General features: G+C 71.3%; 22 protein-coding genes and 1 pseudogene. 17 read left to right on the forward strand and 6 right to left on the reverse strand.

All coding sequences use genetic code 11. From position 1 onward, the window contains the following. Positions 1 to 152: 152 nt before the first annotated feature. Positions 153 to 1,340: a xylose isomerase gene (gene xylA, locus N553_RS0108770; RefSeq protein ID WP_028046198.1), complete on the reverse strand. Its 1,188-nt coding sequence runs from the start codon at positions 1,338 to 1,340 to the stop codon at positions 153 to 155. A 68-nt stretch (positions 1,341 to 1,408) separates the two neighbouring features. Here xylA and N553_RS0108775 point away from each other — a divergent pair, with 68 nt between their 5' ends. The 5 genes from N553_RS0108775 (at position 1,409) to N553_RS0108795 (ending at position 6,550) form a co-directional block, all read left to right on the forward strand. After that, positions 1,409 to 2,536: an ROK family protein gene (locus N553_RS0108775; protein ID WP_028046199.1), complete on the forward strand. Its 1,128-nt coding sequence runs from the start codon at positions 1,409 to 1,411 to the stop codon at positions 2,534 to 2,536. Positions 2,537 to 2,547: 11 nt separating this feature from the next. Next, positions 2,548 to 3,561: a lactonase family protein gene (locus tag N553_RS21945; RefSeq protein WP_034621525.1), complete on the forward strand. Its 1,014-nt coding sequence runs from the start codon at positions 2,548 to 2,550 to the stop codon at positions 3,559 to 3,561. 124 nt (positions 3,562 to 3,685) lie between these two features. Beyond that, complete coding sequence (locus N553_RS0108785; RefSeq protein WP_156043749.1) at positions 3,686 to 4,381, forward strand: Ig-like domain repeat protein; 696 nt, start codon at positions 3,686 to 3,688, stop codon at positions 4,379 to 4,381. An 80-nt stretch (positions 4,382 to 4,461) separates the two neighbouring features. Then, positions 4,462 to 5,766, forward strand: coding sequence for a glycosyltransferase (locus N553_RS0108790; protein ID WP_034620887.1), 1,305 nt, complete (start codon positions 4,462 to 4,464; stop codon positions 5,764 to 5,766). 43 nt (positions 5,767 to 5,809) lie between these two features. Further along, positions 5,810 to 6,550, forward strand: a complete 741-nt coding sequence (locus tag N553_RS0108795) for a phosphoglyceromutase (protein WP_028046202.1) — start codon at positions 5,810 to 5,812, stop codon at positions 6,548 to 6,550. Positions 6,551 to 6,850: 300 nt separating this feature from the next. Here the strand turns inward: N553_RS0108795 and phoU are convergent, their stop codons facing one another. Then, entirely contained in the window at positions 6,851 to 7,519 is a 669-nt protein-coding gene (phoU, locus tag N553_RS0108800; RefSeq protein WP_028046203.1) for a phosphate signaling complex protein PhoU, read from the reverse strand. A 262-nt stretch (positions 7,520 to 7,781) separates the two neighbouring features. On the opposite strand from phoU, the gene N553_RS0108805 reads away from it, so the two are divergent. From N553_RS0108805 to pstB, 7 genes are all read left to right on the forward strand, one after another. Further along, on the forward strand, positions 7,782 to 8,264 hold the full coding sequence (locus N553_RS0108805) for a DUF1269 domain-containing protein (RefSeq protein WP_028046204.1): 483 nt from the start codon (positions 7,782 to 7,784) through the stop codon (positions 8,262 to 8,264). 95 nt (positions 8,265 to 8,359) lie between these two features. Further along, positions 8,360 to 9,562: a cell wall metabolism sensor histidine kinase WalK gene (locus N553_RS21950; protein ID WP_034620890.1), complete on the forward strand. Its 1,203-nt coding sequence runs from the start codon at positions 8,360 to 8,362 to the stop codon at positions 9,560 to 9,562. Continuing rightward, the gene (locus N553_RS0108815; protein WP_028046205.1) at positions 9,559 to 10,290 is read left to right on the forward strand and encodes a response regulator transcription factor; all 732 of its coding nucleotides are present in this window, start codon (positions 9,559 to 9,561) and stop codon (positions 10,288 to 10,290) included. The genes N553_RS21950 and N553_RS0108815 overlap by 4 nt, the downstream gene beginning before the upstream one ends. A 136-nt stretch (positions 10,291 to 10,426) precedes the next feature. Continuing rightward, positions 10,427 to 11,545, forward strand: coding sequence for a phosphate ABC transporter substrate-binding protein PstS (locus N553_RS0108820; RefSeq protein WP_028046206.1), 1,119 nt, complete (start codon positions 10,427 to 10,429; stop codon positions 11,543 to 11,545). Positions 11,546 to 11,646: 101 nt separating this feature from the next. Next, positions 11,647 to 12,627 (forward strand): phosphate ABC transporter permease subunit PstC, encoded by a 981-nt coding sequence (pstC, locus tag N553_RS0108825; RefSeq protein ID WP_028046207.1) that lies wholly within the window; start codon positions 11,647 to 11,649, stop codon positions 12,625 to 12,627. A 1-nt stretch (position 12,628) separates the two neighbouring features. Further along, entirely contained in the window at positions 12,629 to 13,579 is a 951-nt protein-coding gene (gene pstA / locus N553_RS0108830) for a phosphate ABC transporter permease PstA (protein ID WP_028046208.1), read from the forward strand. A gap of 20 nt (positions 13,580 to 13,599) precedes the next feature. Beyond that, on the forward strand, positions 13,600 to 14,379 hold the full coding sequence (pstB, locus tag N553_RS0108835; protein ID WP_028046209.1) for a phosphate ABC transporter ATP-binding protein PstB: 780 nt from the start codon (positions 13,600 to 13,602) through the stop codon (positions 14,377 to 14,379). A 57-nt stretch (positions 14,380 to 14,436) separates the two neighbouring features. Here pstB and N553_RS21955 read toward each other — a convergent pair whose 3' ends face one another. Continuing rightward, complete coding sequence (locus N553_RS21955) at positions 14,437 to 14,949, reverse strand: hypothetical protein (RefSeq protein ID WP_034620892.1); 513 nt, start codon at positions 14,947 to 14,949, stop codon at positions 14,437 to 14,439. Positions 14,950 to 15,176: 227 nt separating this feature from the next. Here N553_RS21955 and N553_RS0108845 point away from each other — a divergent pair, with 227 nt between their 5' ends. From N553_RS0108845 to ispF, 3 genes are read left to right on the forward strand one after another with little or no spacing between them, the layout of a single operon-like run. Next, entirely contained in the window at positions 15,177 to 15,659 is a 483-nt protein-coding gene (locus tag N553_RS0108845) for a CarD family transcriptional regulator (protein ID WP_028046210.1), read from the forward strand. Positions 15,660 to 15,665: 6 nt separating this feature from the next. Next, entirely contained in the window at positions 15,666 to 16,394 is a 729-nt protein-coding gene (gene ispD / locus N553_RS0108850; RefSeq protein ID WP_028046211.1) for a 2-C-methyl-D-erythritol 4-phosphate cytidylyltransferase, read from the forward strand. Continuing rightward, on the forward strand, positions 16,391 to 16,906 hold the full coding sequence (gene ispF, locus N553_RS24700) for a 2-C-methyl-D-erythritol 2,4-cyclodiphosphate synthase (RefSeq protein WP_028046212.1): 516 nt from the start codon (positions 16,391 to 16,393) through the stop codon (positions 16,904 to 16,906). The genes ispD and ispF overlap by 4 nt, the downstream gene beginning before the upstream one ends. 89 nt (positions 16,907 to 16,995) lie before the next feature. On the opposite strand, the pseudogene N553_RS0108860 reads toward ispF, so the two are convergent. After that, positions 16,996 to 17,847, reverse strand: a pseudogene (locus tag N553_RS0108860) (EamA family transporter); the annotation flags it as partial. Positions 17,848 to 17,920: 73 nt separating this feature from the next. Here N553_RS0108860 and N553_RS0108865 point away from each other — a divergent pair. Both N553_RS0108865 and N553_RS0108870 read left to right on the forward strand, forming a co-directional pair. Then, entirely contained in the window at positions 17,921 to 18,820 is a 900-nt protein-coding gene (locus N553_RS0108865; protein WP_028046214.1) for a LysR family transcriptional regulator, read from the forward strand. Positions 18,821 to 18,932: 112 nt separating this feature from the next. Continuing rightward, positions 18,933 to 19,145 carry a hypothetical protein gene (locus N553_RS0108870; RefSeq protein WP_028046215.1) on the forward strand — a complete coding sequence of 71 codons (213 nt, stop codon included), beginning with the start codon at positions 18,933 to 18,935 and terminating at the stop codon, positions 19,143 to 19,145. Positions 19,146 to 19,203: 58 nt separating this feature from the next. Here the strand turns inward: N553_RS0108870 and N553_RS0108875 are convergent, their stop codons facing one another. Next, positions 19,204 to 20,154 (reverse strand): NADP-dependent oxidoreductase, encoded by a 951-nt coding sequence (locus N553_RS0108875; protein WP_028046216.1) that lies wholly within the window; start codon positions 20,152 to 20,154, stop codon positions 19,204 to 19,206. A gap of 56 nt (positions 20,155 to 20,210) precedes the next feature. Continuing rightward, positions 20,211 to 21,545: a D-arabinono-1,4-lactone oxidase gene (locus tag N553_RS0108880; protein WP_028046217.1), complete on the reverse strand. Its 1,335-nt coding sequence runs from the start codon at positions 21,543 to 21,545 to the stop codon at positions 20,211 to 20,213. Between the last annotated feature and the right edge of the window lie 66 nt (positions 21,546 to 21,611).

The following is a 21,611-nucleotide window of genomic DNA, read 5'->3' on the forward strand; positions in this document are numbered from 1 at the left end:
GACGATCCCCTTACGCGACGTCCGAACAGATGAGCCCCCAGCAACGGGGGAGGGCCGCGACGTCCGCACTCACGTGGGGTCAGGGGCCACGGAGTGCGGACGTCGCGGGGTTCAGCAGGGCAGAGCCCTCTCGAGAGCCCGAGGGCCGACGGTCAGCGAGCGCCGATCGCGTGCTCGAGCGCGAGCTGGTTGAGGCGGACGAAGCCGAAGCCACGGGCGGCGACGGCGTCCACGTCCAGGTCCTCGAACACCGACCGGTCGGCAAGGAGGTCGCTGAGCGTCTCGCCCTCGGCGAGCGTCGGCTGTGCGAGCTCGAGGACGCCGGACTCCTCGAGCGCCGCCTGGACCTCGGGGTCGGCGCGGAACGCCTGCGCCCGCTCCTTGAGCAGGAGGTAGGTGGACATGTTCGCGGCGGCCGAGTCCCAGACGCCCTGCATGTCCTCGGTGCGCGACGGCTTGTAGTCGAAGTGCCGCGGGCCGTCGTAGCGGGGCCCGCCCGAGGGGAAGCCGTTCTCGATGAGGTCCACCGTGGCGAACGCGGAGAACAGGTCTCCGTGCCCGAACACCAGGTCCTGGTCGTACTTGATCGACTTCTGGCCGTTGAGGTCGATGTGGAAGAGCTTGCCGGCCCAGAGCGCCTGCGCGATGCCCTGCGTGTAGTTCAGACCGGCCATCTGCTCGTGACCGACCTCGGGGTTGAGGCCCACGATGTCGCCGTGCTCGAGCTTGGCGATGAGTGCCAGGGCGTGCCCGATCGTCGGCAGGAGGATGTCGCCGCGGGGCTCGTTGGGCTTGGGCTCGATCGCGATGCGCAGGCCGTAGCCCTTCTCCTTGATGTACGCGGCGACGGTGTCGATGCCCTCGGCGTAGCGGTCGTGCGCGGCGTTGAGGTCCTTGGCCGAGTCGTACTCGGCGCCCTCGCGGCCGCCCCACATGACGAACGTGTCGGCGCCGAGCGAGGCGGCGAGGTCGACGTTGCGGACGACCTTGCGCAGGCCGTAGCGGCGGACGCGTCGGTCGTTCGACGTGAACGCCCCGTCCTTGAAGATCGGGTGGCTGAACGTGTTCGTGGTGACCATCTCGACCGTGATGCCCGTCTCGGCGAGCGCGCCACGGAAGCGGTCGAGGATCTTGTCGCGCTCGGCATCGGACGAACCGAAGGGGACCACGTCGTCGTCGTGGAAGGTCACGTGCGCGGCGCCGAGCTCGGCGAGCCGATGCACGGACTCGACCGGGTCGAGCGCCGGCCGGGACGCGCTTCCGAACTGGTCCTGCGCGTTCCAGCCGACGGTCCAGAGGCCGAAGGAGAACTTGTCCTCGGGGGTGGGCTGCGCTGCCATGGTTTTTTCTCCTCGTCGAGATTGATTTACGCGGTGAAATTATCTTGTCCGGCCGCTAAGGTCAACCCATGGCCCGTCAGGAGCAGATGCGAGACCAGAACCTCGCCATAGCGCTGCGGACCATCGTCGACGCCATCGCGCCCGTGTCCCGGGCGCAGGTCGCCGCGCAGGCCGGGCTCGCCCGAGGAACGGTCACCGGGCTCGTCGACCAGCTCGTCGACGCGGGCCTCGTCCGCGAGCTCGAGCCGACCCTGACGCAGCGCGCCGGTCGACCCGCCGTCCCGCTCGTCGCGCAGCGCGGGGCCGTCGCCGGGCTCGGCATGGAGGTCAACGTCGACTACCTCGGAGTCCTCGTCCTCGACCTGTCGGGCGAGGTCCTCGCCCAGCACGTGGAGTTCGACGACCTGCGCGGATCGGACCCGCAGGTCGTGCTCCCGCGGCTCCTGCAGATCGCCGACGACACCGTGGCGACGCTCGACCAGGTGACGGTGACCGGTTCCGTGCTCGCGCTGCCCGGACTCGTCGACCGCGTGACAGGGCCGCTGCGGTTCGCCCCTCGCCTGGGCTGGCGTGACGTCGACGTCGTCGGCCTGCTCGGTGCCGTCGCTCCCCGGCTAGCCAACGAGGCCAACCTCGCGGCACGTGCCGAGGCGCACGCCCGACGAGGCGGCTCGTTCGTGTACGTCTCCGGCGAGGTCGGCATCGGTGGGGCGATCGTGCTCGACGGAGAGCTGTTCCGCGGCAGCCGCGGGTGGAGCGGCGAGATCGGGCACATCCGCGTGGACGGGATCGCGCTCGAGGAGCTCGCCGGTCAGGACGCCATGCTGCGCACCGCGGGCCTCGACCCGACCAGCCGGCTCGAGGTCCTCCTGGAGGCGCTCGGCGCGGGCGACTCGGACGCCCTGCAGTCGGTAGCCCAGGCGGGCCGTGCGCTCGGCGTCGCGCTCTCCGCCGCGGTCAACGTCGTCGACGTCGACGAGGTGGTGCTCGGTGGCTCGTTCGGCCGGCTGTTCGACCACGTCCGCGTCCCCGTCCAGGAGCAGCTGGACTCGTCGGTGATCTTCGCTCCGTGGGCACCGCTGACCGTCTCCCGGGCCCGGGCGGGCGCCTACCCCGCCATGGGTGGCGCGGCGCTCGCAGCGCTGAGGACGGTGCTCGCCGACCCGGCGCGGTGGCTGAGGGGCTCGCGCACGTAGGCTCGTCCCCCGTGAGCAGCCTCTGGATCGGTACCTATCCCGTCGCCGGCGCCGGCACCCCGGTCGGCCTGGGGGAGGGGATCTGGCGGGTCGAGCTGGTCGACGGGGCCGTGCACGACGCGCGCCAGGTGGTCGAGACGCCGTCGCCGTCGTTCCTCGCGCTGCACCCGAGCGGCACCGTGCTGTACGCAGCGAATGAGCAGGCGGACGGCACCGTGACCGCGTTCGACGTCGTCGGCGACTCGCTCGTGCACAGGGCGACCGTCCCGAGCGGCGGGGCCGACCCGTGCCACCTGCTCCTCGACACCGACGGCCGAGCGCTCCTGGTCGCCAACTACAGCAGCGGCGCGCTCGCGGTCCTCCCCCTGGACGCGACGGGCGGGTTCGTCGACGAGGTCCACGTCCTCGGCCACGTCGGTGCGGGTCCCCACCCGCAACGGCAGGAGGGTCCGCACGCGCACTTCGTGGCCCACGCACCCGGCGGCTGGGTGCTCGTGGTCGACCTCGGCACCGACGAGATCCGGCGCTACCGCCGGACGGCAGACAGCCTGCGCGATGACGGCATTGCCGTGACGCTCCCGCCCGGAACCGGCCCGCGGCACCTCACGTTCAGCGCGGACGGCCGGTTCGCCTATGTGGTCGGGGAGCTCGACGTGACCGTCCGCGTGCTGGCCTGGGACGCCGGCTCGGGGACTGCGGAACCGGTACAGGTGGTTCCCGCGACGCTCGACGGCACCAGCGGCGCGCTCCCGTCGCACATCCTGCTCGACGGGCGTCGGCTCCTCGTCGGAACGCGCATCGCCGACGTGGTCGCCGAGTTCGAGACGGGTGACGACGGGCGGCTCACTCACGTCGCGGACCACGCCCTCCCGGGGCGCTGGCCGCGTCACTTCGAGGTCGTGGACGGCTGGACGGTCGTCGCGGACCAGGTCTCGGGCGACCTCGCGGTGCTGGCCCGTGACGGCTCCGTCCGTGGCTCCTGGCCGTTGCCGGCGCCCGCGTGCGTCCTTCGGGTGCGGCCGTGATCGTTCTGTGATTCGCTGACAGCAGCCGCCTGGGTGGCTCGAGCGGTGGGTGACGGAGCCCGCCCGGAACCCCCCGCGGGCAGTGGCTGCGCACGGATGCCCGGCCGCGTGCGAGGGAGCGACCGTGCGACGAGCAGCGCACCTGTCCCGACTCCTCGTGAGCGTGTCCGCCATCGTGCTGGCCGTTCCGCTCGCGCTGGCCGGCCTCGCGCCGACGGTCGCGAGGGCGGAGCCGCAGGCGTCCGGCACGACGATTTCGCTCTCGTCGGGCATCACGGTCTTCGGGCTCCCGGTCTCGGCGCAGGTCGCGGTGCCCTCCTCGGGCGTGACGCCGACCGGTCGGGTGCACGTGCTCGTCGACGGGACGTCCGTGGCGAGCGGCAGGCCGGCGGCGGACGGCACGGTCCGGGTGCCGCTTCCTGCGACGGTCGCGGTCGGTCGGCACGCGGTCACCGCGGTGTACGCGCGGACGACGGACCCGAGGGCGCTCGTCCTGTCTGCCGAGGCACCGACGCGCGCGCTCACCGTCACCAGGACGCTCCCCAGGGTGCTGACCGACGGCACGGACTGGTCCGTCGGTCGCTCCGACCCGAAGGTCGTCCATGCGCAGCTCACGAGGGTCGCGGGCGTCGAGCCGACGGGAACGGTCGTCGTGTGGGTCAACGGGATGCGCAAGGGCACCGCAACCCTCGACGCGGCGGGCGAGGCCGTCGTGCACCTGGCCACGTCCACCAGGACCGCGCTGGTCGCCGTGACCTACAGCGGCGACCGGACGTTCCTGCCCTGGCTCGCGTCACCCCATCTGCTCACCGTGAGGTGAGACCGCGGCGCTTCGGGGAGAATGGGCTCCGGAATCGTCCGCCGACAGGAGCCCTCGTGACCCTCGCCCCCCGAGTCGCCATGCTCTCGGTGCACACCTCGCCGCTCGAGCAGCCCGGCACGGGCGACGCCGGTGGCATGAACGTCTACGTCCTCGAGCTCTCCCGGGCGCTCGCCGCACGGGGTGCGCGCGTCGAGATCTTCACGCGCGCCACGTCGTCGGACCAGGCGGAGACCGTGTCGTTGCCCGGGTTCGATGCCACCGGCCGACCGCTCACGCCGCAGGAGACGCGCGACGTCCTGCTGTCCAGCGAGGTCGACGCGGGCGTGGTCCCCCCGATCCTGGTGCACCACGTGCCGGCGGGACCGTTCGAGCGTCTCGACAAGAACGACCTCCCGGGGGTGCTCTGCGGGATGGCAGCGGGCGTCCTGCGCTCAGAGGCCGCGCGCCGGCCGGGTTGGTACGACGTCGTGCACTCGCACTACTGGCTCTCGGGACAGGTGGGCGCCATCGCGGCGGACCGCTGGGAGGCCCCGCTGGTGCACACGGCGCACACCTTGGCCCGCGTGAAGAACGCGTCGCTCGCGCCGGGCGACGAACCCGAGCCGAACGTGCGCGTGATCGGCGAGGAGCAGGTGGTCCAGGACGCGCACGCGCTCGTGGCCAGCACGCCCGTCGAGGCCGAGGAGCTGGTCGAGCTCTACGGCGCGGACCCGTCGCGGGTGCATGTCGTGGAGCCTGGCGTGGACCTCGACAGGTTCGTCCCCGGTGACCGCGACGAGGCCCGGCGGATGCTCGGCCTGCCGGTCGACCGACAGGTCGTGCTCTTCGCCGGACGGGTGCAGGCGCTCAAGGCCCCGGACGTCCTGGTGAGCGCGCTGGGCGTTCTCAAGGCGACCGGGCGGCCCGTCCCGCTGCTCGTGATCCTCGGCGGTCCGTCGGGCCGGACGACGGCCGTGCGTGAGCTGCTCGCGCTCGCGTCGATGACCGGGGTCGCCGACGACGTGATCGTGCACCCGCCCGCCGACCGCGACACCCTCGCCCGCTGGTACCACGCGGCCGACGTCGTGGCGATGCCGTCCCGCAGCGAGTCCTTCGGGCTGGTCGCCGCCGAGGCGCAGGCCAGCGGCATCCCGGTCGTGGCGGCGTGCGTCGGCGGCCTGCGCACGATCGTCGACCACGACGTCTCCGGCCGCCTGGTGCGCGGTCACGACCCCGCCGTCTGGGCCGATGTGCTGTCCGAGGTGCTGGCCTCCGAGGCCCTGCGGTCCACCTACGCGGTGGGTGCCCGCCGCGTCGCGGAGCGGTTCGGCTGGTCGACGACCGCGGACCAGATGCTCAAGGTCTACTCGGTGGCCGGCGAGATCAGGGCGTCCAGGGACTGACGGCCCTGCTCACGACGGAGCACTGTGCGGCAGGATTGCCACCATGACCTACACCCTCGTGCTGCTCCGCCACGGCGAGAGCGAGTGGAACGCCAAGAACCTGTTCACCGGCTGGGTCGATGTGGCCCTCTCCGAGAAGGGCATCGAGGAGGCGAAGCGGGGCGGGACGCTGCTCACGGACGCCGGCGTGCTGCCGGACGTCGTGCACACGTCGCTCCTGCGCCGCGCCATCACGACAGCCAACCTGGCGCTCGACGCCGCAGACCGTCACTGGATCCCGGTCAAGCGGTCCTGGCGCCTGAACGAGCGGCACTACGGCGCTCTGCAGGGCAAGGACAAGAAGCAGACGCTCGACGAGTACGGCGAGGAGCAGTTCATGCTCTGGCGCCGCTCGTACGACTTCCCGCCGCCGGACATCGAGCTGGGCTCGGAGTTCTCGCAGGACACCGACCCGCGCTACGCGGGGGAGCCGATCCCGCGCGCCGAGGCGCTCGACCAGGTGCTCAGCCGCGCGCTCCCGTACTGGGAGTCCGACATTGTCCCGGACCTCAAGACCGGCAAGACGGTGCTCGTCGCGGCCCACGGCAACTCGATCCGCGCACTCGTGAAGCACCTGGACGACGTCGACAGCGGCACGATCGCGGGGATCAACATCCCCACCGGCATCCCGCTGCTGTACACCCTGGACGAGACGACGCTCAAGCCCACCAACCCGGGCGGCACGTACCTCGACCCGGAAGCCGCCGCCGAGGCGATCAAGGCCGTGGCCAACCAGGGCCGCTAGGTCCGCTCACGACGTCCGAGCGGATGCGGGCCCGACCTGCATCCGCTCGGACGTCGCTGTCTGCGCGACTCCCCGGTTCGCAACGCGCGCCTCGCCGGGTCGGGGAGCTCGGCCGCCGTCGGCGGGCGCGCGACGAGGGCGGCAGTCCTGCGGCGGGGCGCCTCACCAGCCGCGCGCATGAGGGACTGCCGCCCTCGCTGCCGATCGCCGCTCCCCTCAGAGCCGCGCTCAGCCCACCCGTGACGGGGTGGCGGGCAACCGATCGGCCAGCGCAGCCATGGCGCAGACCGACCGGAAGTCTCAGCCGACGTTGCTGTCGAGCTGCTCCTGGCGCCCGACGCCGGTCACCAGGTAGGTCACCCGGCGTGCGACGGACACGCCGTGGTCGCCGAAGCGCTCGTAGTACCGACCCAGCAGGGTGACGTCGATGGTCTCCTGCGTGGTCCCGCCCCACGAGCCGCCCAGCAGCGCGGCGAACGTGTCCTCGTGCAGCTCGTCGAGAAGGTCGTCGTCCTGCTCGATGCTCTCCGCCAGGAGGATCTCCCGGCTGTTTAGCAGCGTCGTGGTGCGGCGGGCCACCCGGACGGCGGCGTCGTGCATCTCGGCGAACGTGCCGGACAGCGCGTGCGGCACGGCGTGCCGTGGGTAGCGGCCCCGGGCGATCTGCGCGACGTGGCGAGCCAGGTCACCCATGCGCTCCAGCGTGGCGCTCATGCGCAGGGCCGAGACGACGATCCGCAGATCGGTCGCGACCGGCTGCTGCTGTGCCAGGAGCAGCACGCAGCGCTCGTCGAGGTCGCGCTCCATGGCGTCGATCTCGAGGTCGTCGACGATGACCGACTCAGCCAGCGCGAGGTCGGCGGTGAGGAGCGCGAGTCCTGCGTTCGTGATGGCGTGCTCGACCTTGCCGCTCATGGCTGCAAGGTCCTCGCCGAGCTGGTGCAGCTCAGCATCGAAGATGTCCCGCATGTGATCCCTCTCGTGCCGCGTCGGCAGGTGCCCCGCGGGGGTCAGGTTCGCATCGGTAGATGAACGAAGGGTCCCACCCAGGTGAACGGGCGACGGCCGTTGCGTGGGGGTGAGTGCCGTGCGCGATTCGTCCCGAACGAGCGAGAGAGGCGTTAGCGTCGGCGGGGTCGTCCGTCGTGGGTGGTCGGCACGAGGTCGAGAGAGCAACCTGCTGACTCAGCGGGGACGGAACCGCAGTTCGGAACAAGGGAAGGGAACACCGATGACCACGTTCACCGCCTGGAAGTTCGAGACCGCCGACGGGGCGCAGAAAGCCGCACTGGCGCTGCAGAGCGCCGCCAACGACCACCTGGTCAAGATCGTCGACCATGCCGTGATCACGTGGCCGGACGGCGCAGCGAAGCCCGACATGCACCACTCGCACGACGACAAGTGGCGTGGCACCGGCTGGGGCGCGTTCTGGGGGATCCTCTTCGGCGGGCTCTTCTTCGTCCCGCTGCTCGGTGCCGCCGTGGGTGCCGCGGCGGGCGCGATCAGCAAGGCGGTCGCCGCGGTCGGCATCGACGAGGCGCAGCTGGCCCGGATCCGTGAGCAGATCACCCCGGGCACGTCGCTGCTCTGCGCCGTGACGGAGGAGGGCAACCTGGACCGGCTCGGTGAGCGGATGCACGGACTGCACTCGACCCTGGTGGAGACGAACCTGACCGAGGCGGAGCGGTCCGTGCTGATGGAGACGTTCGGCTGACGCGCGTGAACGCACGGTGAACGCTCGACGGCAGGAGGAGCGCAGGGCGGGCCTGCGGCCCTGTGCATCCCGGAACCCACCCTAGGGTTGGCGCTGTGGATGGACTCGATGGGCTCACCGTGCTGCTCGCCGGCGCGCTCGGCATCGTGGTGGGCGCCGTGGCGACGTTGGCGTTCCGCTGGAGCGAGCGCGCCCAGAAGGGACCGACCCCGCTCGGCGCCGGACCTGACCTCGACGAGGGGCTGATCCGGACGCTCGCCGTGCTGCGCTCTGCCGCTGTGGTCCTCGACGAGGACGACAACGTGGTGCGTGCGAGCGCGCCGGCGCACGCGCTCGGCATCGTGCGGGACGGTCGCATCGCCCCGGCAGCGATCCGTGACCTGATCGTCGGGGTGCGTCGGGACGGCGTGATCCGCGACGAGGAGCTCGAGGTCCCGCGCGGCCCTGTCGGTCCGGGTGTGCTCCTGGTCCAGGTGCGCGTCGCCCAGGTCAGCGCGAAGCACCTCGTGGTCCTCGCTGAGGACCTGACGCAGGCACGTCGGCTCGAGGCGATCCGACGGGACTTCGTCGTGAACATCTCGCACGAGCTCAAGACGCCGGTCGGTGCGCTGTCGCTGCTCGCCGAGACGGTGCAGGACGCCGCCGACGACCCCGAGGCCGTGCGCCGCTTCGCCGGGCGGATGCAGTCGGAGGCGACGCGGCTCTCGGCGCTCGTGCACGAGATCATCGAGCTGTCCCGCCTGCAGGTGGCCGGTGCGTTGGGCCAGGCAGCGCTCGTGGACGTCGACTCGGTGCTGTCCGAGGCCGTCGACCGGGCGCGGACCACCGCGGAGGCCAAGCACGTCCGGCTCGACATCGGCGGCGTCCGCGGCACGTCCGTGATGGGACAGCACGAGCTGCTGGTCACTGCGGTGCGCAACCTGCTCGACAACGCGGTCGCGTACTCGGGCGAGGCGTCGCACGTCGGCGTGGGGGTGCGCCTGGTCGACGGGCTCGTGGAGATCGCCGTCGTCGACGAGGGCATCGGGATCAGCGCCGCGGAGCAGGAGCGCGTGTTCGAGCGGTTCTACCGCGTCGACCCGGCGCGGTCGCGGGACACCGGCGGCACCGGCCTGGGCCTGTCCATCGTCAAGCACGTCGCGGCCGACCACGGGGGAGACGTCTCGGTCTGGTCCCAGCCGGGCCGGGGGTCCACCTTCACGTTGCGCCTCCCGCGAGCAGAGAACGCGGGCGCGCCGGCCATCCCCGCCCAACCTGTCAGCCCTGAAGGAGCACCTGTGCGTCGGAGTGCGTCATGACCCGGATCCTGCTCGTCGAGGACGAGGAGTCCTACCGCGACCCTCTGGCGTACCAGCTCGAGCGTGAGGGTTTCGACGTCGTCACCGCCGCTACCGGCACGGACGCCCTGCTCCGGTTCGACGAGCTCGGCGCGGACCTCGTGCTGCTCGACCTCATGCTCCCCGGCCTGCCGGGTACCGAGGTGTGCCGCCGGCTGCGCCTGGTCAGCGACGTCCCGGTCATCATGCTCACGGCCAAGGACGACGAGATCGACAAGGTGGTCGGTCTCGAGCTGGGTGCCGACGACTACGTGACCAAGCCGTATTCCTCCCGCGAGCTGCTCGCCCGCGTGCGCGCGGTCCTGCGCCGCCGCGAGACCGCAGCGGTCGCCGTCGGTGCGCCGGCCGTGGCGTCGCCGCCGGAGGTCGAGGACGACGACCTGCTCGTCGCCGGCCCGATCCGGATGGATGTCGAGCGGCACACGGTCCGGGTCCGAGGGGACCTGGTGGCCTTCCCGCTCAAGGAGTTCGAGCTGCTCGAGATGCTCCTGCGGAACGCCGGTCGTGTGCTGACGCGCGGCCAGCTCATCGACCGCATCTGGGGCTCGGACTACGTGGGTGACACCAAGACCCTCGACGTCCATGTGAAGCGGATCCGCGCCCGCATCGAGCTCGACCCCGGCAACCCGCTGCTCGTGCTCACGGTGCGCGGCCTCGGCTACAAGCTCGCCGACGACGTCGACGACTGAGCCCCGGCGGCGAGTACTCGTCGGCCACCGTTCACCCGGGGTTCACCCGATCCAGTCCGACCGGTCACGTGCGCTTCCTACCGTCAACCTCGCCGCGCACACACCGGTGCGCACAGGATCGACAGGACGGACCACAGTGAAGCTTCCCCTCCTCGGCCGCATCGGGGCGGTTGCCCTCGTCGGCACGCTCGCCCTCACGCTGTCGGCCTGCGGATCGGACAACGCCGTTGACTCCGACTCCTCTGCTGGAACCGGCTCCTCCGAGGCCCCCGCCTCGACGCTGAGCGGCTCCCTGAACGGCGGTGGCTCCAGCGCGCAGGAGAAGGCGCAGCAGGCCTGGGTCGCCGGGTTCCAGACCGCGAACCCCAGCGTCACCGTGAACTACACGACGTCCGACTCGGGCGCCGGCCGCAAGGGCTTCCTCGACGCCTCGCTCGACTTCGCCGGCTCGGACAGCGCGCTGAACGACGAGGAGCTCGCGTCGTCGACGGAGCGTTGCTACGGCGGCGCCGGCATCGACGTGCCGGTCTACGTCAGCCCGATCGCCGTCGCGTTCAACATCGACGGCGTGACCGAGCTCGACCTGTCGGCCGACGTCGTCGCCAAGATCTTCTCCGGCGCGATCACCACGTGGGACGACGCGGCGATCACCGCCCTCAACCCGGACGCCAAGCTGTCCGGCCCGATCGTCGTCGTGCACCGCTCGGACGACTCGGGCACGTCCAAGAACTTCCAGGACTACCTGTCCAAGACCGCTCCTGACGTCTGGACGTACGAGGTCTCGAACACGTGGCCCGTGCAGGTCGGCCAGGGCGCCAACGGCACCTCGGGTGTCGTCCAGACCATCCAGGCCGCACCCGGAACCATCGGCTACGCGGACGCGTCGGCCGTCGGCTCGCTCGGCAAGGTCTCGCTCGGTGTCGGCACCGAGTTCAACGCGCCGACCGCCGAGGGTGCCGCAGCGACCGTGGACGCCTCGCCCCGCGACGACGCCCGCGCTGAGGGCGACGTCGTGATCAAGGTGGACCGCACCACCACGGCCGCGGGCGCCTACCCGGCGATCCTGGTGTCGTACCTGGTCGTCTGCAACACCTACGACACGCAGGACAAGGTCGACCTGATCAAGGGCTACGCGAGCTACGTGGCGAGCGCCGAGGGCCAGGAGAAGGCTGCTGGCGCGGCCGGCTCCGCCCCGATCTCGGAGACGCTGCGTACGGACGTCCTCGCCTCGATCGACGCGATCGCCGTCAAGTAGTCGCCCAGATCGCACTCGTCATCGTCCGGCGGCCGCTCAGCGGTCGCCGGACGGCGGCGCTCTAGGACAGGAGAGATCCGTTGGCCTCGCCCACGACAGCGATGACCCCCCCGGTCGCGCCGGTCCGCACGCCTCGACGCAGACGCACCATCGACCGTGGGCTCGACCGCGGGTTCCGCTACCTGGCGGTGTGGTCAGGGATCCTCATCCTCGCCGTCCTCGCCTCGGTCGCGATCTTCCTGGTGATCGAGGCGCTGCCCGCGCTGAAGAACCCGGACCTGGCCTCCGAGGTCCCCTGGATCCCGGCGGACGGCAACCTGTGGTCCGTGGTCGGACCCTTGATCTTCGGCACGGTGCTCGCTGCGATCGTCTCGCTGGCCCTCGCGGTGCCGGTTGCGGTCGGGGTCGCGCTGTTCATCTCGCACTACGCACCCCGCCGCATGGCGTCCGCACTGGGCTACGTGGTCGACCTGCTCGCCGCGATCCCGTCGGTCGTGTACGGCCTGTGGGGCGTCCTGGTGCTGGCGCCCAAGGTGCAGCCCGTGTGGCAGTTCGTCGTGGACTACTTCGGCTGGATCCCGCTGTTCGCGGGGGACGAGCACGGGAACGCGTCCAACCCGCCGCGCGTCCTCATGACCACCTCCCTGGTGCTCGCCGTGATGATCCTGCCGATCATCACCGCGGTCAGCCGCGAGGTGTTCCTGCAGACGCCGCGACTGCACGAGGAGGCCGCGCTCGCGCTCGGTGCGACCCGCTGGGAGCTCGTCCAGATGGCCGTCCTGCCGTTCGGTCGCTCGGGCGTGACGTCTGCCGCGATGCTCGGCCTCGGCCGCGCGCTGGGCGAGACGATGGCCGTCCTGATGATCCTGTCGCCGGGACTGCTCTACTCGTTCAAGCTCCTGGTCGCGAGCCAGCAGCAGACGATCGCCGGCAACATCGCGGCGAGGTTCAACGACGCGAACGACATCGGCCGCTCGACCCTCATCGCGACGGGCCTCGCCCTGTTCGTCATCACCGTGCTCGTCAACCTGGCGGCCCGCGCGATCATCGCGCGCAACAAGGACTTCTCGGGGGCGAACTGACATGGCCACTGTGCAGCTGACGCCTGAGGCGTCCTCGCTACGAGACGACCTGACGCGCGTCGACGGCGCGCGCCGTCGCAAGGACCGGTTCATGCAGTGGCTGATCTACGGCGCCTTCGGGCTCGCGATCATCCCGCTGGTCTCGCTCGTCTGGAGCGTCCTCGCCAACGGCCTCGCCCGGCTCGACCTGTACTTCCTCACGCACTCGATGCGCAACGTGTACGGCGGCATGGACGCCGGTGGCGTGTACCACGCACTGCTCGGCACGGTCCTGATCACGGTGATGACGGTGATCATCTCGGTGCCGATCGGCATCATCACCTCGATCTACCTCGTCGAGTACGGCAAGGGCGCGCTCGCCAGGGCCGTGACGTTCTTCGTGGACGTCATGACGGGCATCCCGTCGATCGTCGCTGGCCTGTTCGCGTTCTCGCTCTTCTACCTGGTCGTGGGTCCGCAGTCGATGAGCGGGCTGACCGGCGCCGTCGCGCTGTCGGTGCTCATGATCCCGGTGGTCATCCGGTCCACCGAGGAGATGCTGCGGCTCGTCCCCAACGAGCTGCGCGAGGCCTCGTTCGCGCTCGGTGTCCCGAAGTGGCTGACGATCATCCGCGTGGTTCTCCGCACGGCCGTCGCGGGCATCACGACCGGCGTGATGATCGCGATCGCCCGTGTCATCGGCGAGACCGCACCTCTGCTGATCACCGTCGGTGCGACGGACTCGATCAACCGCGACCCGTTCCACGGCAACATGATGACGCTCCCGGTGTACGTCTACCGGCAGTACGCGGCGGGCCTCGTGCCCTGCGCACCCGGGGCCGAGGACTGCATCCCGACGATCAACTACGACCGGGCATGGAGCGCAGCACTCGTGCTGATCCTGTTCGTCATGCTGCTCAACCTTCTGGCGCGCGGCGTGAGCCGCTGGTTCGCGCCCAAGACCCGGGCATGAGCCCCACAAGGAGATCGACCATGGCACAGCGCATCGACGTCAAGGACCTGAACATCTACTACAGCGACTTCCTCGCCGTGGCCGGCGTGGAGATGTCGGTGGAGCCCCGATCGGTGACCGCGTTCATCGGCCCGTCGGGCTGCGGGAAGTCGACCTTCCTGCGCACGCTCAACCGCATGCACGAGGTCATCCCGGGTGCCCACGTGCAGGGTTCGGTCGCGATGGACGGCATCGACCTGTACGGCGACGACGTCGACCCGGTCGCGGTGCGTCGCCAGGTGGGGATGGTGTTCCAGCGCCCCAACCCGTTCCCGACGATGTCGATCGCGGACAACGTGCTGGCCGGCATCAAGCTCAACAACAAGCGCATCTCGAAGGGTGACGCCGCTGACGTGGTCGAACGCTCGCTGCGCAGCGCGAACCTCTGGAACGAGGTCAAGGACCGCCTGAACCGGCCCGGCTCCGGGCTCTCCGGCGGTCAGCAGCAGCGTCTGTGCATCGCGCGCGCCATCGCGGTGAAGCCGCAGGTGCTCCTCATGGACGAGCCGTGCTCGGCACTGGACCCGATCTCGACGCTCGCCATCGAGGACCTCATCTCGGAGCTGAAGAACGACTACACGATTGTCATCGTCACGCACAACATGCAGCAGGCTGCGCGCGTGTCCGACCGGACCGCGTTCTTCAACCTCAAGGCGACCGGGCAGCCGGGCCGCCTGGTCGAGATCGACGAGACGTCCACGATCTTCTCCTCGCCTCGCGAGCAGGCCACGGAGGACTACATCTCGGGCCGCTTCGGCTGAGCAGTCCTGACACGACGAAGGGGCCGGTCCACGTGGACCGGCCCCTTCGTTGGTTCGTCAGCTCGTGGCGGACGGCACCGCGTCGGCGTACTCCGGCAGCGTCCCGTCGACCACGGGGACGTCGAGGCTGACGCTGCCCGCGTCCTTGGTCGCGACGGTCACCTCGACGACGGCGCCCGGGGGCTCGGGGACCGACTCGAAGACGATCTTCTCGTTCGTGTCGGAGTTGCCCCCGGGTGCGCCGAGCAGGACGGTCTGCCCGGGCGGGACGTTCACGGTCTGGTCGTCGCTCCCCAGGGTGACCGTGACGACCTGCCTGTCGTCGCCCGTGTTCTGGAGCGCACCGAGCAGCGCACCGGGCTCGTCCTTGGCCTCGGAGGCGACCAGGAAGTTGTGCGCTTTGATGTCGCCCACCTGGGCGCTGACGCCGTCGGAGGAGTTGTAGTCCTGCTCCGTGGTCATCTGGTTGGTGGCCGAGCAGCCCGCGAGCGTCAGGGCGGCTGCGAGACCGGCGACGGCGAGGCCGGTCGCTGGACGGAGCCGGCGGGTGCGGGGACGGGGCGAGGTCACGGTGACTCCTGGGGGCGTCGGGCTGCGGTGCAGCGCCCATGGGCTCAGGCGGGTGGTGCGCCAAGCGTAGCCCGCGCCGACGGCCGCCGGCGCTGGGGCCGCCCTGCGAACGCGGCCGACGGCGGGCGCGTGACCTGCGGTGACGGGCCGCGGCGGCGGGCTACTGCCCGGTAGATGGGCATTTTTACCGTGATAAGATGACCCTCTGCGAAAGGGGACACCTGCAGATGACTTTCACTGTTGGGGAGACCGTTGTCTACCCGCACCACGGTGCGGCATTGATCGAAGAGATCAAGACCAGGACCATCCGCGGAGAGGACAAGCTCTACCTCAAGCTCAAGGTCGCTCAGGGAGATCTCACCATCGAGGTGCCCGCTGAGAACGTCGATCTGGTGGGCGTACGTGATGTTGTCGGGCAGGAAGGTCTGGACCGCGTGTTCGAGGTGCTCCGCGCCCCGTACACCGAGGAGCCGACCAACTGGTCCCGCCGCTACAAGGCAAACCTCGAGAAGCTCGCGTCGGGCGACGTCATCAAGGTGGCCGAGGTCGTCCGCGACCTGTCCCGCCGGGACGCCGACCGTGGCCTGTCCGCGGGCGAGAAGCGCATGCTCGCCAAGGCCCGTCAGATCCTCGTCTCGGAGCTCGCACTTGCCGAGCACACCGAGGAGGAGAAGGCCGAAGCGATCCTCGACGAGGTCCTGGCGTCCTGACGCCAGGTGACAGTCGCTGCTGTCCTGACTGCCGCCGGGAGCGGTAGCAGGTTGGGTCATTCCCTCCCGAAGGCACTGGTGTCGCTGGGGGGACAGTCGCTCGTCGCGCACGCCGCCCGGAACCTTCTGGCGGCGCGCACGGCGGGCGATCGGCATGTCCAGACGCTGGTGGTCACCGCACCCGCGGAGCACGTGGCTGCGGTGTCGGACGCGCTCGCGCACCTTGACGTGCTCGTCGTGCCGGGTGGCCCGACGCGTCAGGCCTCGGTCGCGGCCGGACTCGCAGCGCTGCGCTCCGCGCCGGGTTCCGAGGACATCTCCGTGGTCCTCGTGCACGACGCAGCGCGGCCGCTCGCGCCGCCGTCGCTGATCGCCCGGGTCGTCGACGCGGTGCTCTCCGGCCACCACGCCGTCGTGCCCGGACTGCCGGTGACCGACACGGTCAAGCAGGTCGAGCCGGGCGGCCCGGTGGAGCTCGTGGTGGCGACGGTGCCGCGCGCAGACCTGCGGGCCGTGCAGACGCCCCAGGGATTCTCGTGGGAGCTGCTGAGCCGGGCGCACGCGACCTTCGCCGCGGACGCGGACCACGAGTCGAGCGCGGCGTCCGACGATGCCGGCCTCGTCGAGCGACTCGGCGAGCGCGTCTGGGTCGTCGCAGGCGACGAACGCGCCGCCAAGATCACCACGCCGCGCGATCTCGCGGTGGCCACGCTGCTGCTGGAGGCTGACGGATGAGCACCGGACCTGCGTCGTCGGGCGGTCTGCCTCGCACCGGCATCGGGATCGACGTGCACGCCTACGCGGTGGATCCGGCGCCCGACGCGGTGCTGCACCTCGCGGGTCTCGAGTGGCCCGGGGAGCGGCCGCTCGACGGTCACTCCGACGCCGACGTCGCGGCCCATGCCTGCGCGGACGCCCTCCTGTCCGCCGCGGGGCTGGGGGACCTCGGGTCGAACTTCGGGACGGCCGAGCCGCAGTGGGCCGGCGCGGCTGGTGCGGTCCTGCTCGCCGAGGCGGCGCGGCGGGTTCGGGATGCCGGGTTCGTCGTCGGGAACGTCGCCGTCCAGGTGATCGGGAACCGTCCCCGACTCGGTCAGCGCAGGGCAGAGGCCGAGTCGGCGCTCTCGTCGGCCGCGGGGGCGCCCGTGAGCGTGTCCGCGACGACGACCGACGGTCTCGGGCTGACCGGTCGCGGCGAGGGTGTTGCGGCGATCGCTACCGCGCTCGTCGTCGCGGTGTCGGGCTGAGCCGAGGCCGTCGTCGCGACGACCACCCGACCGGTGGCTGTGGACCTGCCTGCCGGGCGGCGGGCGCGGGTGCTTCCGAGCAGGACGCCCGCGAGCACGAGTGAACCCCAGGCGAGCTCGGTCACGCTGGTGTGCTCCCGGAGCAGGAGCCAGGACGCGGCGATACCGACGACGGGGACGAGCATCGAGAACGGCGCGACCGTGCTCGACGGGTGCCGGCCCATCAGGCCGGTCCAGAGCATGCCGCCGCAGAGCGTCGCGATGAGGACGGTGTAAGCCAGGCCGGCGAGGGCGAGCAGGCCCTGCGTCGTCGTCAGGCCGGTGAACGAGTCGGCGATCTGCGCCGGACCCTCGACCGCCAGCGAGAGCGCGAGCATCGGCAGAGGCGGGATGACCGACATCCACAGCAGCAGCCGGATCGGCTCGTGCGGACTGGCCTGCATCGCCTTGCGGCTGCCCAGGTTGCCGATCGCCCAGCCGAGGCCGCCGGCCAGGGTCAGCAGCACGGGGACCAGCGTCGCGCCGCCGGCCAGACCCGCACGGTGCGCCGCGATCCCCCCGAGCCCCGCGACCGCGAGGAGGATGCCGAGACCTTGCCGGACGGTGAGCCGTTCGCGCAGGAAGGCCGCCGCGAGGACGACCGTGAAGGGTGCCGACGACTGCAGGACCAGGGAGGCGAGCCCGGTCGGCATCCCGTTCGCCATCGCCAGGTAGAGGAACACGAACTGCAGGACGCCGAACCCCAGGCCGTAGAGCACGATCCAGCGCCAGGGCGCGGAGGGCTTGGGGACCAGCAGCAGGGTCGGGACCGCGAGCAGCGCGAACCGCAGGGCGACGAGGAAGAACGGGGGGAACTGCTCGAGCGACAGGTGGATGGCGGTGAAGTTGAGCCCCCAGATGACGGCGACGAGCACGGCGAGCAGTCGGTCGCGGGAGGTCATGGGCACGAGTGTGTTTCCGCGGCCTTCTACAGCACCAGCGCATGATTCTTATCCGACGATGTAGCGTTCCTACATGGACGCTCGCGCGCTCGAGACGCTCCGCACCATCGGGTCGCAGGGCGGGGTGACCGCCGCCGCAGCCGTCCTGCACCTGACGCCGTCCGCCGTCTCGCAGCAGGTTGCCGTGCTGCAGCGTGCTGCGGGAGTCCCCCTGACCGAGCGCGTGGGCCGCGGCCTGCGGCTCACGCCCGCCGGGGAGGCGCTGGCCGCGGCTGCTGTCGACGTCGCTGTGGCGCTGGAGCGTGCTCAGGCCGCGTGTGACGCCTTTCTCGAGCGCCCGGTGGGCATCGTGCGGGTCTCCGCGTTCCAGAGCGGTGCGGAGCTGCTCCTGCCCGGCCTGATGACGCGCGTCGGGCGCCTGGACGGGATCACGCTCGAGTGCACGGATGAGGACGTCGCGCAGGAGGACTTCGCCGCTCTGACCGACCGGATCGATATCGTCGTCGCCCACCGGCCCGAAGACGCGCCCGACTGGTCAGGGGTGAGGGTGTTCCCGCTCCTGCGCGAGCCGCTCGACGTCGCCGTGCCGCTCGACCATCCCCTCGCGTCACGGGCCGCCGTCCACCCGTCCGACCTCACCGACGCGTCCTGGATCTCCGTCCGGGAGGGCTTCCCGATCGCCTCGCTCGTCGCCGAGGTCGCCGCCAGGTCCGGCGCCGCACCGCGCATCGTGCACCGGGTCAACGACTTCCACGTGATCGAGGCGCTGGTCGGTGCCGGCCACGGCATCTCCCTGCTGCCGCGGTACACGTTCGGCGGGAGCGCCCGGATCCGGCTCGTGCCGCTCGAAGGCGTCCGCGCAGGTCGCCGGATCGACGCGCTGCTTCGCCGCGACCGTGCGGAACGCCTGGTCGTCCGCAGGGTCCTGCACGAGCTGGAGTCCCTGGCCCTCGAGATCGCCCCACCGACCTGACCGGCGTCGTTCAGCCGCGTCCGGCCTGTTCTCGTGTCCCGGACCGACGTGCGTTCGACGCTGTCCGAGTTGGGGGCTGGCATCCCATTTCGCCAGCCGGTACGGTCCTGCCGTGACCCACTCGTCGGACGCCCCCACGCTGCAGCTTCCCGCCTTGCGATCCGCGGGCAGCACGGGCCGGCGGCGTGCCGACGACCACCGCGGATCCGTGCCGATCGAGGTGCTCGAGGCGACGCGCTCGGGTCTCGTGGACCTCGACGACCACGCACCGCGCCAGCTCACCGGCACGGCACCTCCGGTCCCGGTCTTGAGCATCAGCTTCTGAGCTCCCGGCCCGCCTCGGGCCGACATCGACGCGCTGCGCTCGGAGTCGACCGCGCACCTCAGGGCAGCAAGATGAGCTTGCCGTGGGAGTGGCCCGTGAGCCCGTCGGCGTGCGCCTTGGCGGCGTCCTCGAGGGCGTAGGTCTGCGCGACGCGCACGTCGAGACTCCCGTCGGATGCGAGCTCGGCCAGCTGCGCGCGCGCGGCCTCCCGCACGAGCGTCCCCGGGTCGGCGCCCGGGCCGCCGCCCAGCGCGCGGATGCCCAGCTCGCCCGCGCGTGCGAAACCGGCGATCGTGGCCACACGCTGCCGGTCGGCGACGACGGCGACCGACGTGTCGAGGGCCTCGTCCGTGCCGACCGTGTCGATGGCGACCGTGACAGGTCCGGTCGTCCGGACGGCGTCGCGCAGGTCGTCGAGCAGTCCGTCGCCGTAGGCCACAGGGACGGCGCCGAGGGCCCGCAGGTCGTCGTGCTGGCGCGGGGACGCGGTGGCGATCACGCGAGCGCCGCGCAGGATGGCCAGCTGCACGACCATGCGCCCGACGCCCCCCGACCCGCCGTGCACGAGGACGACGTCGCCGTCGCGGGTGCCCGTCGCGGACAGGGTGTGGACGGCGGTCGCTCCCGCGAGCAGCAGTCCCGCGGCGGGGGACCAGTCGAGGTTCGGTGGCCGGCGGACCGTCACCTGCTCGGACGCCACGATCCGGTCGGCGTACCCGCCGTCGACCCGCCACGCGATGACCTCGTCACCGGGGGAGAGCCATCGCACGGACGGCCCCGTCGCGGAGACGACGCCCGAGACCTCGTACCCGAGACGCATCGGGAGCTGGGCCGGGTCGGCGTTGCGGCCGCCCGAGTACCGTTTCCAGTCGATGGCGTTGACGCCGGCCGCGCGGACGTCGATCAAGATGTTTCCCAGTCCGGGGTCCGCCAGGTCGACGTCGACGATGCGAAGGACCTCTGGCCCGCCGAACGCGGACGCGACGACGGCTCTGCTGCTGACTGCCACGCGCCCAGAGTGCACCTGTGGGCGGCCGTTGACCAGGGTCGAGGCCTGTGAGGTGGCTACGCCCCGAACAGCCTGGCGAGGTACGGGGAGCTGAAGACGCCGTCCGGGTCCGCCTGCTGACGGACCCGCTGGGCGTCCGCGAAGCGCGGGTAGAGCTCGCCGAGCCGTTCGGCCTGGAGCCAGTGGATCTTGCCCCAGTGCGGCCGGCCGTCGACCGCGGCGACGATCTTCTCGACCGCGCGGAAGTACGCCTCGAACGGCCGACGGATGTACTGGTGCACCGCGATGTAGGCCGTCTCGCGCCCGTGCGCGGTGGACAGCCACACGTCGTCGGCGGCGGCGAAGCGGACCTCGACCGGGAACGGCACGTGCTCGCCGGACGCCTCGAGCCAGCGGTCGATCTCCGACAGGACCGGGACGAGCTGGTCGCGAGGGACCGCGTACTCCATCTCGCGGAACCGGACGCGGCGAGGACTGACGAACACCTCGGGTGCGGGTGCGACGAAGCGCCGCGAGCTCAGCGCGCGGGACGCGAGCCCGTTGATGCGGGCGGTGGTGTGGGGGGCGAGCGTGGCCAGCGTGTTCGTGACGGCGAAGACGCCGTTGGACAGCAGCTCGTCGTCGACCCAGCCGCGCACCCGGTGCAACGGCCGCTCGACGTCATCCGGAACCCTGTTGTTCCGCTTGGTGAGGGCGCGCCGCGTGTGCGGGAACCAGTAGAACTCGAAGTGGTCGTTCCCTTCGACGAGCCCGTCGGGGCCGTCGAGCCGCTCGAGGACGCGGTCGAGGTGCCACGGCTCCTCGACGGCCTCCAGCTTGAACGCAGGCACGACCTCGAGGGTGACCGCCGACAGGACGCCGACGGTGCCGAGGCCGAGGCGTGCGAGCTCGAAGTGCTCAGGGTTGGTCTCGGGGCACGTCTCGAGAACTTCACCCTTCGCGGTCACGATGCGGGCACCGACGACCTGGGTCGCCAGGCCGCCGAGCCGCGCTCCGGTGCCGTGCGTGCCGGTCGAGATCGCACCGGCGATCGACTGCTTGTCGATGTCACCGAGGTTGCGCATGCCCAGCCCGTGCGCCGCGAGCTGTGCGTTCAAGGCCCCGAGCCGGATGCCCGCGCCGACCGTGACGTGCGTGGTGCCGTCCGGCTGGGGAACGACACGCTCGAACGCGTTCAGCCGATCGAGGTGCAGGTGAACGCCCTCTGAGGCTGCCACGGGGGTGAAAGAGTGACCCGCTCCGACCGCCCGTACCTGCAGCCCGGCCTCCATCCCGCTACGCACCGTTTCGACCAGTTCGTCCTGGTCAGCGGGGTGCGCGACACGCTGAGGCGTCGCGGAGGCGGTGCGGGCCCAGTTGCGCCATGGCCCGGCGGCGGACAGTCGTCCCATAAAACAGAGGGTCCTATTGGGCAACTGTCCAAGTCAAGTGCGCCAGAGCCTTGACTATCGTCACGA

Source organism: Cellulomonas sp. URHE0023, from assembly GCF_000688475.1.
In the GTDB taxonomy this organism is placed as follows: domain Bacteria; phylum Actinomycetota; class Actinomycetes; order Actinomycetales; family Cellulomonadaceae; genus Cellulomonas.

Coding starts and splice junctions, on each gene's coding strand:
- xylA (WP_028046198.1), bottom strand. CDS start 1,340: ATGGCAGCGCAGCCCACCCCCGAGGACAAGTTCTCCTTCGGCCTCTGG.
- N553_RS0108775 (WP_028046199.1), top strand. CDS start 1,409: ATGGCCCGTCAGGAGCAGATGCGAGACCAGAACCTCGCCATAGCGCTG.
- N553_RS0108790 (WP_034620887.1), top strand. CDS start 4,462: ATGCTCTCGGTGCACACCTCGCCGCTCGAGCAGCCCGGCACGGGCGAC.
- N553_RS0108795 (WP_028046202.1), top strand. CDS start 5,810: ATGACCTACACCCTCGTGCTGCTCCGCCACGGCGAGAGCGAGTGGAAC.
- phoU (WP_028046203.1), bottom strand. CDS start 7,519: ATGCGGGACATCTTCGATGCTGAGCTGCACCAGCTCGGCGAGGACCTT.
- N553_RS0108805 (WP_028046204.1), top strand. CDS start 7,782: ATGACCACGTTCACCGCCTGGAAGTTCGAGACCGCCGACGGGGCGCAG.
- N553_RS0108815 (WP_028046205.1), top strand. CDS start 9,559: ATGACCCGGATCCTGCTCGTCGAGGACGAGGAGTCCTACCGCGACCCT.
- pstC (WP_028046207.1), top strand. CDS start 11,647: ATGACCCCCCCGGTCGCGCCGGTCCGCACGCCTCGACGCAGACGCACC.
- pstA (WP_028046208.1), top strand. CDS start 12,629: ATGGCCACTGTGCAGCTGACGCCTGAGGCGTCCTCGCTACGAGACGAC.
- pstB (WP_028046209.1), top strand. CDS start 13,600: ATGGCACAGCGCATCGACGTCAAGGACCTGAACATCTACTACAGCGAC.
- N553_RS0108845 (WP_028046210.1), top strand. CDS start 15,177: ATGACTTTCACTGTTGGGGAGACCGTTGTCTACCCGCACCACGGTGCG.
- ispF (WP_028046212.1), top strand. CDS start 16,391: ATGAGCACCGGACCTGCGTCGTCGGGCGGTCTGCCTCGCACCGGCATC.
- N553_RS0108865 (WP_028046214.1), top strand. CDS start 17,921: ATGGACGCTCGCGCGCTCGAGACGCTCCGCACCATCGGGTCGCAGGGC.
- N553_RS0108880 (WP_028046217.1), bottom strand. CDS start 21,545: ATGGGACGACTGTCCGCCGCCGGGCCATGGCGCAACTGGGCCCGCACC.